15 protein-coding genes are annotated in these 14174 nt (G+C 52.0%); 8 read left to right on the top strand and 7 right to left on the bottom strand.

Annotation, left to right across the window (positions count from 1 at the left end):
• Positions 1-52: 52 nt before the first annotated feature.
• The gene (locus HG66A1_RS13875) at positions 53-1507 is read left to right on the top strand and encodes a DUF1501 domain-containing protein (RefSeq protein ID WP_232106828.1); all 1455 of its coding nucleotides are present in this window, start codon (positions 53-55) and stop codon (positions 1505-1507) included.
• A gap of 25 nt (positions 1508-1532) precedes the next feature.
• Positions 1533-2792, top strand: a complete 1260-nt coding sequence (locus HG66A1_RS13880; protein WP_145184808.1) for a M14-type cytosolic carboxypeptidase — start codon at positions 1533-1535, stop codon at positions 2790-2792.
• Positions 2793-2852: 60 nt separating this feature from the next.
• Here HG66A1_RS13880 and HG66A1_RS13885 read toward each other — a convergent pair whose 3' ends face one another.
• The 5 genes from HG66A1_RS13885 to HG66A1_RS13905 form a co-directional block, all read right to left on the bottom strand.
• Entirely contained in the window at positions 2853-3941 is a 1089-nt protein-coding gene (locus HG66A1_RS13885) for a deoxyhypusine synthase family protein (protein ID WP_145184811.1), read from the bottom strand.
• A 221-nt stretch (positions 3942-4162) separates the two neighbouring features.
• Positions 4163-4582 carry an S-adenosylmethionine decarboxylase family protein gene (locus HG66A1_RS13890; protein ID WP_187781962.1) on the bottom strand — a complete coding sequence of 140 codons (420 nt, stop codon included), beginning with the start codon at positions 4580-4582 and terminating at the stop codon, positions 4163-4165.
• A gap of 488 nt (positions 4583-5070) precedes the next feature.
• Positions 5071-6048: a DUF1559 domain-containing protein gene (locus HG66A1_RS13895; protein WP_145184814.1), complete on the bottom strand. Its 978-nt coding sequence runs from the start codon at positions 6046-6048 to the stop codon at positions 5071-5073.
• Positions 6049-6188: 140 nt separating this feature from the next.
• Positions 6189-6452, bottom strand: coding sequence for a hypothetical protein (locus tag HG66A1_RS13900; RefSeq protein WP_145184817.1), 264 nt, complete (start codon positions 6450-6452; stop codon positions 6189-6191).
• A gap of 414 nt (positions 6453-6866) precedes the next feature.
• The gene (locus HG66A1_RS13905; protein WP_145184820.1) at positions 6867-7766 is read right to left on the bottom strand and encodes an alpha/beta hydrolase family protein; all 900 of its coding nucleotides are present in this window, start codon (positions 7764-7766) and stop codon (positions 6867-6869) included.
• A 361-nt stretch (positions 7767-8127) separates the two neighbouring features.
• Between HG66A1_RS13905 and HG66A1_RS13910 the strand changes: the two genes are divergently transcribed.
• Together HG66A1_RS13910 and HG66A1_RS13915 are read left to right on the top strand one after the other, a co-directional pair.
• Positions 8128-9057: a chemotaxis protein CheX gene (locus HG66A1_RS13910; protein ID WP_145184823.1), complete on the top strand. Its 930-nt coding sequence runs from the start codon at positions 8128-8130 to the stop codon at positions 9055-9057.
• Positions 9058-9147: 90 nt separating this feature from the next.
• Positions 9148-9891, top strand: a complete 744-nt coding sequence (locus tag HG66A1_RS13915) for an SDR family oxidoreductase (RefSeq protein ID WP_145184826.1) — start codon at positions 9148-9150, stop codon at positions 9889-9891.
• A gap of 29 nt (positions 9892-9920) precedes the next feature.
• On the opposite strand, the gene HG66A1_RS13920 is transcribed toward HG66A1_RS13915, so the two are convergent.
• Positions 9921-11258: a polysaccharide pyruvyl transferase family protein gene (locus HG66A1_RS13920; RefSeq protein WP_145184829.1), complete on the bottom strand. Its 1338-nt coding sequence runs from the start codon at positions 11256-11258 to the stop codon at positions 9921-9923.
• Between the two features lie 177 nt (positions 11259-11435).
• Here HG66A1_RS13920 and folB point away from each other — a divergent pair, with 177 nt between their 5' ends.
• Both folB and folK read left to right on the top strand, forming a co-directional pair.
• Complete coding sequence (folB, locus tag HG66A1_RS13925) at positions 11436-11804, top strand: dihydroneopterin aldolase (RefSeq protein ID WP_145184832.1); 369 nt, start codon at positions 11436-11438, stop codon at positions 11802-11804.
• Complete coding sequence (gene folK / locus HG66A1_RS13930) at positions 11801-12313, top strand: 2-amino-4-hydroxy-6-hydroxymethyldihydropteridine diphosphokinase (protein WP_145184835.1); 513 nt, start codon at positions 11801-11803, stop codon at positions 12311-12313. Before folB ends, folK begins: the two co-directional genes overlap by 4 nt.
• On the opposite strand, the gene HG66A1_RS13935 is transcribed toward folK, so the two are convergent.
• Positions 12310-12552 carry a hypothetical protein gene (locus HG66A1_RS13935; RefSeq protein WP_232106829.1) on the bottom strand — a complete coding sequence of 81 codons (243 nt, stop codon included), beginning with the start codon at positions 12550-12552 and terminating at the stop codon, positions 12310-12312. The genes folK and HG66A1_RS13935 overlap by 4 nt on opposite strands.
• A gap of 463 nt (positions 12553-13015) precedes the next feature.
• Here HG66A1_RS13935 and HG66A1_RS13940 point away from each other — a divergent pair, with 463 nt between their 5' ends.
• Both HG66A1_RS13940 and HG66A1_RS13945 read left to right on the top strand, forming a co-directional pair.
• Positions 13016-13543, top strand: coding sequence for a TadE/TadG family type IV pilus assembly protein (locus HG66A1_RS13940; RefSeq protein WP_197997141.1), 528 nt, complete (start codon positions 13016-13018; stop codon positions 13541-13543).
• Positions 13544-13598: 55 nt separating this feature from the next.
• A complete protein-coding gene (locus HG66A1_RS13945; RefSeq protein WP_145040923.1) occupies positions 13599-14171 on the top strand; it encodes a TadE/TadG family type IV pilus assembly protein in 573 nt (190 codons plus the stop codon).
• Positions 14172-14174: the final 3 nt, after the last annotated feature.

A 14174-nucleotide genomic window follows, 5' to 3' on the forward strand; every position in this document is an offset into this window, starting at 1 on the left:
GACGCCCGTTTCCTGACAGAATATAAATATCGATCTCCAGAGGGAGTCTCTCGTGTCTCAATTTATCAATCAAAACTCCGCCAGTTCTCGCCGTCACTTTCTGGCCCAGAGTGCCTTTGGCGTCTCCTCACTGGCACTGGCCTCGCTGTTAAACGACGAACAGCTGCTGGCGGCTCCGGAAAAGCCGGCTCTGGAAGAGAAAACGTACGATCTGCTGCCGAAGCAGACCAGCCATCCAGCCCGCGCCAAATCGATGATCTCAATTTTCTGCGGTGGTGGACCGAGTCACCTGGATCTGTTCGATCGAAAGCCGACACTCGACAAGTATGCGGGCAAGAGATTTCCCGGCGACGGAATCAAATACGATAACGCCGGTCAGGCGACTTCGATCATCATGCCCTCTCCCAACACGTTTGAGAAGTGTGGTGAATCGGGGATGGAGATCAACACCGCCCTGCTACCCCACCTGGGAGAGATTGTTGACGATATCACGCTGATTCGCTCTATGCAGCTGCCCAATATTCGGAATCACGTGGCCGGCATGCGGGCCATGACCACCGGTCGAGGGCGAGAAGGCTGGCCTTCGCTGGGGAGCTGGATCACTTATGGTCTGGGAGCCGAGACACAGAATCTGCCGGCGTTCGTAGCGATTACGATTCCCCGCAACCCGGTCGGCTCACCGTACTGGGACAGCCGCCATTTACCTTCGATTTACCAGGGAACCGTGGTCAGCAAGTCAGAGCCGCGGATTGCGAATCTGAATCCGATACGCGAACTGCGCGGCAAGCCCCAGTCAAATCAGTTGGATCTTCTGAAAGAGTTGAACCAGATCCATCAGCAGCGTCATCCCGGCGAAGACGATCTGGCAGCTCGCATTGCCAGCTATGAACTGGCGGCCCGGATGCAGACCGCAGCGACCGAAGCGCTCGATCTGACTAAAGAGACTGAAGCCACCCATCAGATGTATGGAGCCGATGATCCGGTGACCAAAGAATTCGCAGATGCCTGTATGCTGGCCCGTCGATTCGTGGAACGTGGCGTCCGTTTCGTGCAGATCTGGAATTACGCCTGGGACATGCACGAGAATATCTTCGCTGCACTGGAATCCCGTTGTAAAACCTGTGATAAGCCGTGTGCAGCCCTGGTAACCGATTTGAAGAATCGGGGACTGCTGGATTCCACGATGGTCCAGTGGGGCGGCGAAATGGGACGTCTGCCTGTCATTCAGGACCGCGGTAAAGGCAAGAAACCGGGACGCGACCATAACACGGAAGGTTTCAGTATCTGGATGGCCGGTGGCGGCATCAAAGAGGGGCACATTCATGGAGCGACAGATGACTTCGGCCATCGGGCGGTTCAAGATGTGGTGACCCAGCATGACTTCCATGCGACGCTGCTGCATCAGTTCGGTCTGAACTATGAAGGCCTGAATTTCGAACATAACGCCCAGTCAGTGGCACTGGTCGAACCCGGTCAGGGAAAGGTGGCGTCTGGCATCCTCAAGTAATCCCCTTGCGCAACAGGGAGCGTCGATGCAAACAGCTGGTTATCGTCAGAGTAGTCTGATTCTGTCACTGTTATTACTGGTTCTTCCTGTAGAAGCTGGTGAGCTGGTCGTTACAGCTGACTTTCCGGGAGGCTCGGCTGAGGTTCTGAAAGTCGATCAGCGTACGCGTTCGATTACCGTGCGTCCTGCCGGAGATCCACAGTTTGGCTGGCCCTGCTGGTGGTATTTCAAAGTCTCCGGCGTTAAACCAGGTGAAACGCTGACTGTTTCGGTCGATGCGAGTACTCTCAAACAGGCAAACGGCTCGAAGCTGTCTGCCAACTGGGCTCTGCCCGAGCGGGCGGCGTTTAGTCCCGATGGGAAGTCCTGGAAACAGACTGGTTCTGGAACCAGGGAGAAGGACCACAGTCGCTGGACACAACAGGTAGATGCCGAACAAGCCTGGTTTGCCTGGGGCCCTCCATTTGTGCCCTCGGATGCACAGACACTGGTTGATCGCCTGAGCCAGAAATATGATTATGTGACGGCATTTGAATTATGCAAAACCCGCGCTGGGCGCAGTGTGCCTGCGCTGGCGGTGAGCCCGGATGGGAAACATTCCGACGATCGCATGGTGATCTGGGTTCAGGCCCGCCAGCATGCCTGGGAAACAGGGGGCAGCTGGGTTGGGCGTGGCTTCATTGAATGGGCTGTGAGCGATGATCCTCTGGCGGTGGCTTTGCGGGAAAAGGTCGTTATCTACTACGTTCCAATTATGGATATCGACAATGCGGCGACCGGGAATGGCGGCAAGAACCAGGTCCCCCACGATCATAACCGTGACTGGTCTGAGATGCCCCGCTGGAACGCAGTGCAGGCAGCCATGAAGGCGCTGAAACAGTTCGACAAGCAGAACCGACTGGTGATGTTTGTCGATCTACATAACCCCGGTGCCAGTTCGAAACAGCCGTTTTTTTATATTGCGCCTCCTGAACTGAATACTCAGCGAAGAAAAGCACTGCAAGATGCTTTTATTGCAGTCTGTCGCGAGGAGATGCAAGAGCCTCTGAAGCTCGATCGAAGTACACCCTCGACGGGACCAAAGTACGACAAACACTGGAAAGAGATCTCCAGTAACTGGGTACGTAGTGCCACCCGCGAACATGTCGTGGGAATTACGCTCGAGACCTGCTGGAATACGCCCCACAGTCACCCGCAGGGTTACATGACTGTGGGACAACTACTGGGTCGGGGGATCGCCCGCTATCTGAAACAGGATCCTCGCCAGTCCCCTGCTCTGGATTGAGCCAGAGCAGGTTATCTAGCTCTTAGTTTCATCCTGTCTGTGGAAGCCTCAAACCACAGTTTATGAAGCGGAGTCCAGTTTTTCGAACACGGCTTTCATCAGCAGTGGGAGTACGACGGTGGCATCAGAATAGACTTCCGCGAACCGACCGCCATCCTGGGGTGAAAGGAATTTGCCCCAACTGACTCCTTCAGAATAAGTGCATCCAGAGAGACCTCCCCAGTGAACCGGTTCGGGGCAGATACGAATGCCATAGCGGAAGCGGGGCTCTTTCCACTCTGTGCCCAGGCGGTAGTTGGCAATTTCGTAATACGGGGCAACCTGCTGTGCCCAGTTACGGGGAACTCCCCCACCAATGGTAAAGATGCCGAAGGTAACGGCATCCCGCATCAGGCGGGCATATTCCTGCAGGTCGAGAAACGGGTTGAAGCTGGGGAGTGCGGTGAGAATTTCTTCCTGTTCGAGCTCTTCCAGAGGCTTGCCTGATTTGGCGATCAGTTCGGACATGGCCCAGGTGGAGACGTCGAGGCCGATTTCACTGTCAGTGAAGGCGGGGATGAAAACAGGCACATTCTGCTCATATGCACTGCGGAGGATGCCGCGTCCGTCGTTGATTTCGGAGAGCCGCTGACCGAGTGCCCGGCAGAGACGGGCCGAAGACCAGACGCCATCTTCGGGCTGGGATTCCCTCAGGACCGAGCGGACCAGCTTTTCGACGTTATTCAGATTCGACTCCATTTCCAGGGTGTCGTAAATCCGGTTGTAGCCTTTTTTGTAGAGTGTTTCGTCGGAATCCGTGGGGTTGTACTGGTAGTGGACCAGGCCGATCGATTCGGTGAGACCGTGGGCAATCAGGGCACCAGTGGCGACGACGGCATGCACGAGGCCACGGTCAATCATGTCACAGATGATGCTGCCCTGTTTGGCGACGGTCATGGCACCGGAAAGAGTGAGGACGACTTTGCATTCAGAGTCTTGTGCCATATCCAGCAGAATGTCGTAGGCATCCCCCAGGCGTCTGCCCGAGAACGCGGTTGCAGACATGGCCTGCAGCAGTTCGCCAAACGAATTGACACTCGACAGGTCCAGGCTTTTCAGTGGTTTTAAGCCGTCTCCTCGACCGTCGTGGAACTCTCGATCTCCACTCATGATTCACTCTTCCTTCGTGAGTTGATGCGGGGCGCAAAAAAAGAAAACAACGCTCAGTCAGGTGCGCTCCTTGTCTGAATACAGACTTCAAAGCGCACCTGGCATGATGCGATGTTTATACCGTAATTCAACGCCTTTCAGATTTCCAGAGTGGGAACGGTTTATCAGCTGTAATCAATAGATACAGGAGTGGTTCCCGTCAGGAACTTTCAGGTGGGAATTTACAGAGCAACAACCTGATCCGCTTCGCAGTGGGAACCGGCTGGTTCCTGAAGCGCAGGTTGCCCATTTGGAATGGGGAACCGGGGCATTTCGAGAATGCTGACGTCACCCAGATCGACTTCTTCCCGAATGTAACGGAGAACGTCATTCGGATCAGTATTGCCGCAGGTGAAGACGTCGAGAGCGATTAAGCCCAGGTCGGCGTAACAGTGGGCTGAGCAGTGGCTTTCATCAAGAAGGCACATCGCGGTGAAGCCCGGTGCTGAATTATGACCAAAGTGATATCGTACCTGTGAGATCACAGTAGCACCAGCACGGGTAGCTCCACGTGCCATGGCTTCCAGAATCAGTTGGTCGTTTAGACAAATGTCCCGCGAGACATTACGACAATCAATGAGAAGATGTCTTCCTTTATGCAACTCATAAACCCTCCACTGAGGTGCCAGAAAAAAACAGGCATCCGATTTTTAATGAAACTGTTCGAGACGATTTCGAATCGTAATGCCTATATCGGTACGCTTTTTTAAAAGTTCGAGATTATTATGTCAAAGGGGGAGAAAATACAAGAAATAAATCGATCATTTTGCGTGGAATTTACAAAAATTGAAACAAGTATTTCCCACGTCTGAAGACGGGCAGAATCCTGGGCCCAACCCTTGGCGGGGCTGGGGGTTCCAGCCTGTCTAAAAATGCGTCAGTCGCCCCCGGAAACAGCCTGCCAAAGTAAACGGAGATGCGCAAGTTCTACACTATGTTAACTCCCCGTCGGTCGGGAGATTGCCAGCCAAGAAAACCGAAGGCCCGGGTAGCTTTAAGTGATGATTGCAGGCCAGTTTAAGAAACAGGGCTGAAGCTCGCATTGAACTTCAGCCCTGGTATAGACACTTTTGGTTTGAGAAACCGAAGCTTAAAACTCGCCGATGGGGTTGCCGTCGGCGATCATTCCGAGTCGCTGGAAGGTCTCGTAGCTCATGTTCTCACTGAGGAAGCGGACCGCCCCGTCGCCTAGCAGGAAGTGGGCTCCCCCTTCATGCTTACTGGAGAAATTGGCAATGTGGTTCGTGGTGTTGGGGGGATGGTGCATGGCCATCATACTCATCATGGCCGGCTGACCGACATGCCCCAGAATCAGGGATGCCGGCCCCTCAGTCATGGAAGGCATGCTCATCATCCCTGCCGGTCGGGTGGCGTTGGGGATGGCGGCGTACCAGGTGGAATCAGCCTCGATGATTGAGGCCGCACCCACGAACTGATGCTGATGAGAGCGTTCCCCGGCGACAATCGTATTCGACGTTCCGTCGATGACATCGCGAACTCTGACATTACTGTTGCGGTAGAGAATCCCTTTCTGCATGGGATTCCCCGGGGTCATCGTCAGGCTGCCATACCCGAAAACACCCACATAGTTCGCAGAAGACAGTTGGTAGGTGTTAGAACCATCGGTGACCGAGAAGACGCCCTGGTTGGTGTCACTGGGACAGCGAAAGATGGGTACAACCTGGTCAGCGAGATCGATATTGGGAGAAACGGTAGCATTCAGATTCAGGTTGAGCTGGTTATACAGCGGAGCCTGGTCCAGGAACGGGAGCAACATGACGCCCCAGGCAAAACCGGAGCCGGTTTCAGAAGAACTGGGATCACTGTTGACGACACCTCGTGCGATGTAGCCCGGAGGATACGTGCCGTGCGTATCGTGGTAATTGTAAAGCGCCAGGCCGATCTGCTTGAGGCTGTTTTTGCAGGTGGAGCGGCGAGCCGCTTCCCGGGCCTGCTGGACAGCAGGCAGGAGTAAGGCGATCAGGATTGCGATGATGGCGATGACCACCAGCAGTTCAATGAGGGTGAAGCCACGTCGATGAGGGCGAGGATTCTGTGAAAAATTCATGGTAGGTTTACCTTTTATGTTACGTTGCATGTCGCGCAATCGTAAACCGGATGTTGGGTGGGAAAGAGTTGCCAGCGCAGCAGATCGGACATTTCCAATCTCTGAGTGCCTGCTGTCAAACTTGCTTGGTAAGGCGGGGTCTACGCCCTGGGGGGAGGGATTTCCGGTTGCTGAGACAGCGAAGTGATCGTGTCATCAGCCACAAGCAGAGAGTCGAGCCGAGTATTGTCAGAAATGATTCGAGGAGCCAGGTTTAACTGGCGGGGATCTGAGACATACCAGCCTTTGAGTTGAGAATCGCCACAGCCACAAATACGAGAAACCTGGCACACAGTGGGCTTCGACTTCTCGCCGGGGGACTCTTTGTCTGCACCGGCAGAACAGCAGCTTCGGTTGGAAGCCATGGGTCTTGTACAACAGGTGCCCTGTTCCATCTCGGAAACCGACCGGCTTTTGTTTACACAGCAGCAACGGGAGTTCGTTTTGTGGTCCTCGGCACACCGACAGCCAGATCTTACAGACAGGCTGGGAACCACAGCGGTATTCGTGATCAGGTAACCCAGGCAGAACAAGGTAACACAAACACCGCGCAGCACTCTTCTCAGAGAGAAAGAGGCAAATAATTCAGTATGGCAGGTGCTGCGGTGGGAGGTCACGGTAAGTACTCTTTGAATCAGAACTTGAGGTTTCTGTTCGATGGTAAGCGTCCCTGCTATTACCATTGTTCAGAACTACTGGGGGTAAAAAAAGTGAATAACCACCATTTTTTTACTGATCCGCAGATTTTTCCGGCCTCCAGCTCCAAATGCTCGAGTTCTTTACTCGTTGGTGGAGGAAGAGTCGACCCTGTTACCAGATTGGAGCGTGTGCTGACGAATGAATTTAACGACCCGATCCGGCTCGGGATGCGTGAAGTGGTGCCCCTTTGATTTTTCAGTCCCTTCTTTGACGGAGATGATCTGAAAGTTATTTTTACGATATTTTTCAGGTACCCGGCTGAACATGAGCAGTGTGTTTTCATTGGGAGGAACAACCTGATCATTTTCCGAAATGATGTGCAGCACCGGGATCTCTGCTTCAGCGATCGTTGTGATGCGGTCTACCGGGTTATTGGGCCAGTCCAGTGCTTCCTGTTCTGTCAGACCATAGGACTTGAGGCAGGCGTTCCAGCGGGCCTGCGAGCCTTCGCTCTTCCCTTTTCCACCGGGCCAGCTTTTAAAATCGCAGACAGGAGTGTCAGCATAGATACAGCTCACTTTGTCCGGATTGGCCAGGGCCCAGTTGTAAATGAAGAGTCCCCCGCGGCTCACTCCCTCTAAAGCGACCTTGGACTGCAGTCCGTGCTGCTGTGTCAGTCGCTTGTAAAATTTATTTCCGTATTCGATGGCCTGGGGGGAACCAAATAGATCCGACACATCCAGGTATGCGATATGAAAACCCTGTTTCAGGAGTTCCACATCCATTTCATAATGGAAGTCAGGGAAGCGGGCGCGCCAGACCCAGGGGTTGCCGGGGGCGGGCTTCTCCGGAATGACGACGTAAGATTTTCGCCCTTCGGTAGGGAAATGAACCCGCTTGAACCCATGCCACGTATCCTGTTTGCCTGACCAGTTTTGAGGCGTTTTTGAGGAGGCTTCTCCTGCAAATCCAGCAGGCAGAAAACAGGCCACGAATAGCAAGGCGAAAAAAGTGCGAAAAATTGAAATGGAGGGATTCATAGGCTGGCGCTCGCTCTCTGCACAGGTATGTAAGAATTTAGATTGGTTATCTCAAGCAAAATCAGGATGTTAGCGTTACATAAGGTTTCCGGCGATTCAGTAATTCTTCATCAACATGAATATGGGTCGTATCAGTTTTAATGACTTTGTGTCGTGGTGGGGCACTGCCGGAGGCGCTGAGGACAAACTGACGCTACCCGAAGATTTTTCTGACATATAGTTTAATCAATCCACATTGAAATGGAAATTATAAACTAGACCCGGTCGTCGGGTGATGGTCTGGAGAGGATAGAGTTCTCCACACTTTTTGAATGCCTTTCATTATATCTAGCGATAGTTCATAACAAGACGGGTTCCTGCTATGTCTTTCATTCCTGCCACACATACAACAGAGACCTTGACCAAGCGGTTTTCTGATCCAGTCATTAATTCGGTCATTGATGTCTTTAAATATTTTGTCGGTACCACTGCTGAGTTGGAAACGATTATCGATGTCAGCGATGCCCCCCGCCACCTGTTGAGCTCTGCGATTGAGGTGAATGGTCCGGGTAAAGGGATCGTTGTCGTCAACGTCCCACGGGATCTCGTTTCTCGCGCTGTCACGTTGTTAATCGATGAAACCCTGGCTGAGGATGAGCATGTTCTCACCGACTTTGCCTGCGAATTATCGAATATGATTGCCGGTCAGGCTAAGAAAGCAGTCGATCATATGGGCTTCCAACTGGGACATCCGACTCTGATCGAAACGGAGCAGATCGATACTCTCTATCCTCCGGAAGCCGGTTCCAAGTGCGGTATATTTCAAACCGGAATTGGCGAAATTGCCGTCTATTTTGGCTTCGTGGGACAGCTGGGAGAAATTCTGGATCAGGAAGGTCCGGAAGTGGAAAAGAAACGGTTGCTGGTTGTCGATCCTGATGAGCTGAGCTGTGCCCTGTTTAAAGGGCTGTTGCATGAGCGTTACCAGGTTCAGACGGCTTCGACAGTAGAAGAAGCATTTATGGATGCCGCTTTGAATGAACCGGTTCTGATTCTCCTTGAAATTGATGCGGACCATGGTCATCAGGCGGAGGCTGTGCGCCAGATCAAAGAGTCTCCACTCATGGAAAACGTTGAGATTCTGGTGGTTACCTCCAATCGTTCTACGACTGCCATTATTCAGGCATTTAACCATGGTGCAGCCGATTATATTCTGAAGACGGACTTCACAAAGCAGATTCTGATTGGCAAAATAGAACGCGCTCTGGGAAGAACACCGGTTGTCAAAGAGGTCATGGCGACTACAAAATAAAGATCTCCCAAAGTGGAACTTCTTTCATTCCCCGGTTTGATCGCCGGGTTTTTTTATTGTCTGACCTGAATTGACAGTGAGCGGAATATTATGAATCTGGAAGGAAAAGTCGCCGTCATCACCGGCTCAGCCGTCCGCATCGGACGGGCAATCGCACTGGCATTGGCTGATGCAGGCGCTGATATCTGTATTCATTATAACTCGTCAGATCAAGCCGCGCGAGATACCTGTGCTGAAATCGAACAGAGGGGACGGATGGCGATGCAGGTTTCCGCTGATCTCTCTGATCCTGTCTCGGCAGCAGAAACGGTTTTTTCAGAGGTGATGACAGAACTGGGGCGGGCGGATGTGCTTGTTAACAGTGCCTCAGTCTTTGAGAATAAGCAACTGAAGGGAGCGACCGAGGCTGACTGGGACTCCCAGCTGGATATAAATCTGAAAGCCCCCTTCTTTCTGAGTCAGAAATTTGCGGAACACCTGCCCTCTGATCGGTCAGGACACATCATTAATATCGTCGATTGGCGAGCCAATCGGGCCGGGATAGGTCACCTGCCCTACCGGATTTCCAAGGCGGGACTTGTGACCTTAACGGAGTGTCTGGCCCTGGAACTGGCTCCCGGAATTCAGGTCAATGCGATCGCCCCGGGCGCGATACTCCCTCCTCCGGGTGAAGATCGTTCCTATCTGGAGCAACGTTCAGGCGGAATTCCGCTGAAACGGGTGGGAAATCCAGAGGAGATCTGTCGGACGGTACTCTATCTGCTGAACTCCGAATTTGTAACAGGTGAAGTCATCTCCGTGGCCGGCGGCGAACAGTTGACAGGTGGAGCCTGAGCGAACTGTTCCGTTCCGCCGCTTCCTATTCAGGAAGTGTGCGCTTTGAGGACCGCCTGCCTGACAACCTGCATCGTTCGCTTTTGACGGGCGCTGATGGACTCCATGACCGTTTTGAGTTTTTCCAGAGACTGATCGTAGTTCTCGTAGACAGCAATCACACGGTCTGCAATCTGTTGTTGATTGACTTCGTCAATTTCAAACGTCCAGTCCGCTAATCCGATATCGTACCACATCTGACCTTTGATGGTATCTGTGGGTTGTCGGACATAGAGTCCTGGCGTCCCGTGTGCACAGGCAATGATGGGCGAGTGGCATTCCATGCTGACCACCGCTGATGCATCTCGATAGAGTGAGCCTGCTTCGTCAGGAAGCCAGTATTGATCGTGGGCGACCACTTTTGCTTTTACATCCTCAGGCAGTGGATCGATCACCAGTGGCTGAATGATTTCTGTCTGGTAAGTCATTTCGGGACAGACGACCGCTTTCTGACCGCTGGTGCGGACCCACTTGATTATTGCCGCGCGTAGTTTCGCATGATCAATTTCCTGATACTCTTTATTTACCGATTCAACCTTTGCGATTTTCTCTTTGGACCAGCGGGACCCTTTGTGGATTTTGTGATACGGGGTATACCGCAGTCGGGGAACCGCACAGAGATACTGCCCTGGCTCCAACTGGTGCTGTTGCTGGAATGCTTTAGCTTTGGGATCGTCGGTGAGGTCGATGGCAAATGTGGCATCCGGGGCGAAGTCCTGCTCGAGAGATGTCACCTTGGCCTCTTTCAGGTTTTTCAGCGAACTGGTCTCTCTGGTATAAATGAAGTCAGCCCCTGAGAGCAGTCGATGGAGTTCGGGGGTGACTTCGGAGACCGTCACACCATAAATTCCGTAGGGCTTGCCTGTGGCTTTGTCCCAGTGGGCCAGTTCCCTGCGGGAAACCACGCTTGGTCCCGAGCCATGCAGGAAAAAATCGGCCTGTTCAAAAGCCTCTTCCAATTCTGGAGAATCCAGTTTCCCATCACGGGTGAGGCGACCTTTGACGATCTTCAGATGAGGAAATCGCTTTTGCAGCATCGGTTCGACACCCCGGTCAACACTGTTAGGCCAGAGGATGATCCGAAAATCGGGCGCATAAACTTCGAGCAGTTTCAGAATGCCGGGTGAATGTCCAATGTCGCCGATATTAACAGTCTGCCATCCGGATCGGAGCAGCAGTGTTGGGGCATTTTCTGCGGGTTTGCTGTCTGCTGCGCAGGTTGAAGGCAGGGAAATTCCCAGCTGAGAAGCTCCTGCCAGAGCCAGGGAATGTGTCAGAGTCTGTTTGAGCCAGTTACGTCTAGTGTAATTATCGGGAGTCGGTTGCATCAGTTCTCTGTAATCTGTTGAAGGTGTGTCGATTTGTTAGTGAGAATCAGGGATTCCCGCGGGAAGGAACTGTTTCCTACCTGTCCAATCCGGTTCTGCGTGACTATAGTAAGCTGTAAGTGTATTGTAGCTGAGATTTAATTGAAGTCTGCCCCATTTTTAACATCGCTAAAAATTATGCCCGACCAGATTCATATCGCCGATCTGTTACTACGAACCATCATCGGTATTAATGAGGAAGAACGCGAAAAAAAACAGGATGTTCTGATTAACATCACGATGGGCGTCGATCTGAAAGCAGCCGGTCATTCGGATCAGATAGCGGATGCCGTCAATTATCGTACGATTACCAAGGAGATCATTGACCTGGTAGAGAATTCCCAGTTCCAGCTGGTTGAGGCGATGGCGCATGAGGTGGCACGGATCTGTCTGAAAGATGAACGCGTTGCATGCGCTGAAGTCCGGATTGAAAAACCGGGAGCTCTGCGTTTTGCCCGCTCTGTGGGAGTGAGTGTGGTACGCAGACGCGAGGATTATCAGCTGTGAGCCAGCTCAATCAGGCATTTCTGGCACTGGGCAGTAATATTGAGCCGGAAAAGAATCTGCCTCAGGCAGTCCAGCTGCTGGCTGATTTTGGGACCGTTACAGGAAAATCGTCAGTCTGGCAGAGTGCTCCGGTGGGGGATCCGGACCAGCCGGATTTTCTCAACGCTGCAGTTCTGCTGGAGACAGAACATAATGCTGATACAATCTGCGAAAGGGTCGTTCCCGAAATTGAAAGCAGATTGAAGCGAGTACGCGATCCTCTGAATAAAAATGGTCCGCGTACCATTGATATTGATCTGGTTCTCTTTAATAGAGATTCCCTGCGGATCGCACATCGGATCATCCCGGACCCCGAGATCGAATCACGAGTGTTTCTGGCAGTGCCTCTGGCGGAGATCGCCCCGGATTACGAAGTCCCGGGACTCAACACCACGTTGTCCGAAATCGCACGTGACTTACAGCAGCTCCCTCAAAATCAGCTGCTGCTCCGGGATGAGATCCAGCTCTAAGCGTCTGCCAGGGTCAGGTCATCACCGGGGAGGCAGGCCATCGTATACAGCAACTGCTGTGCTTCGCACTGCGTCTTGTAAGCGTCTGGAATTTTCTTTTCCGTGGCTTCATCCCACTCCAGAATGTAGGTTCGTTCGGAAACTTTCTTACCACGAACTTCGACGACCATTCCCGTCCAGCCTGCGCAACTGATTTCTGGAAACTCAGGCAGACAGACTCCCTCTTTAACCTGAATCATTGAGCCTGCTTTGATAGCTGACGACGCCTTTTTACCCATAATTTATTTCTACCAAAACATTTTTGAGATATTTTTTTGCAGGAAACCTGTTGGCACGACTGGCAACAGTGTATCGCTAAAGCAGCATGAATTTCAATTGAAGTCGATCCAGAACCGTCTCGTTGAATCGAGAATTTAACAAAAAACGGGAATTCCAGCTGAATAACGTGTTCTTTAAGCAACAGAATCCGAAATCACAAAGGTCATTTCTGATGTGAATGTTGCAATTATACGACACGGCTTAGCACACAGATAAATGGAAAAAACAGGAAAAATATCTGCTTTCCTATTAACCGTGACCTATGTTTGTAGTGGACCAATCCCTCCCCTCCTCTGGTCTATTCTCCCGGCTTTGTCCAGCCTGTCAGAATCTGAAGTTCTGACCTGGGAGACACACTTTATTTCACAGTTAATGAGGCAAGCGATGTTGAAGCGGCACAGCCGTTGGGCATTGAATCAAAAATCGAAGCAAGAGCGTTCCGGAACCACACTCGTGGAACTGGCGTTCGTGGCGCCAGTTTTTCTGGTGTTCGTCTACGCGATCTTTGAGTTTGGTTACGCCTACATGATTTCGAATATCATTCAGGAAGCAACCCAGGAAGGGGCTAAGCTGGGACGCTGCGAAGATGTCACCACAGCCCAGGTCGAAACACGAGTCCGTGATCTGCTTGACACCGTGTTCGACTCAAATCTGGCCACAATCATGGTCAAAAACGCCAGCCAGTTTGACACTCCAGGCGCGGATGTAGAACAAATCAATTTTTCCGAATTACCCGATCTCGAACTGGCGAATGCAGAGAAAGCACAGCTGTTTATCGTTCGTGTGGAAGTACCTTACAAAGATGTGCGATTGCTCAATTCATTTTTTGTGGACCCGGTAAAAGCAGCTGAGGCAGCTGATAAAGAGAGAAACCTGGTCCTGTCCGGACACAGTGTCAGGCGACACGAGTGATTATCCAGGAAAACATGTCAGCCTGTAGTACGTCACTGCAGGGGGAAGAGAAAACATGAGAATCAACTATATCAGAAAAAACAAAACAAACCGACTGGATTCCGACCGCAGAGGTGTTGCTGCGGTCGAATTTGCCGTTATCGCACCTGTGTTCCTGGCTCTGGTGCTGGGAATGGTAGCCGTCCGGCGCGCCGTGCACACCACGACTGTCATGGAAGCCGCCCTGTCCCAGGCAGGACGTCTGGCATCCATGGATGCTGATCTCGATTTACCCTCGGGTACATCACTGAATGATAAAATTATCCTGGATGTGCGTAACTTTCTGCGTGCTTCCGGTATCGAAAATGATGAGAGCAATCTGACGATCACCATCACACGCGCTGATGACGCAGATGGCAATGCTCTGGATCCCATGCCTAATCCTCCCAGTTCTGGAGACACTTTCGATTTGAGTGATCCAGACAACCGCAATCGCCTGTTCCGGATTGGGATTGAGATTCCGGAAGGAGCAATGAATTCTAAACTGACTGAAATTATGAATCTGGAGGGTTCCATGGCGAAACCCATGACGGGGGATGCAGTATGGGATCTGATATTAAATAACGGCACGACAAAGATTGTCAACTAGTGA

It is taken from the genome of Gimesia chilikensis (genome assembly GCF_007744075.1).
In the GTDB taxonomy this organism is placed as follows: Bacteria; Planctomycetota; Planctomycetia; order Planctomycetales; family Planctomycetaceae; genus Gimesia; species Gimesia chilikensis_A.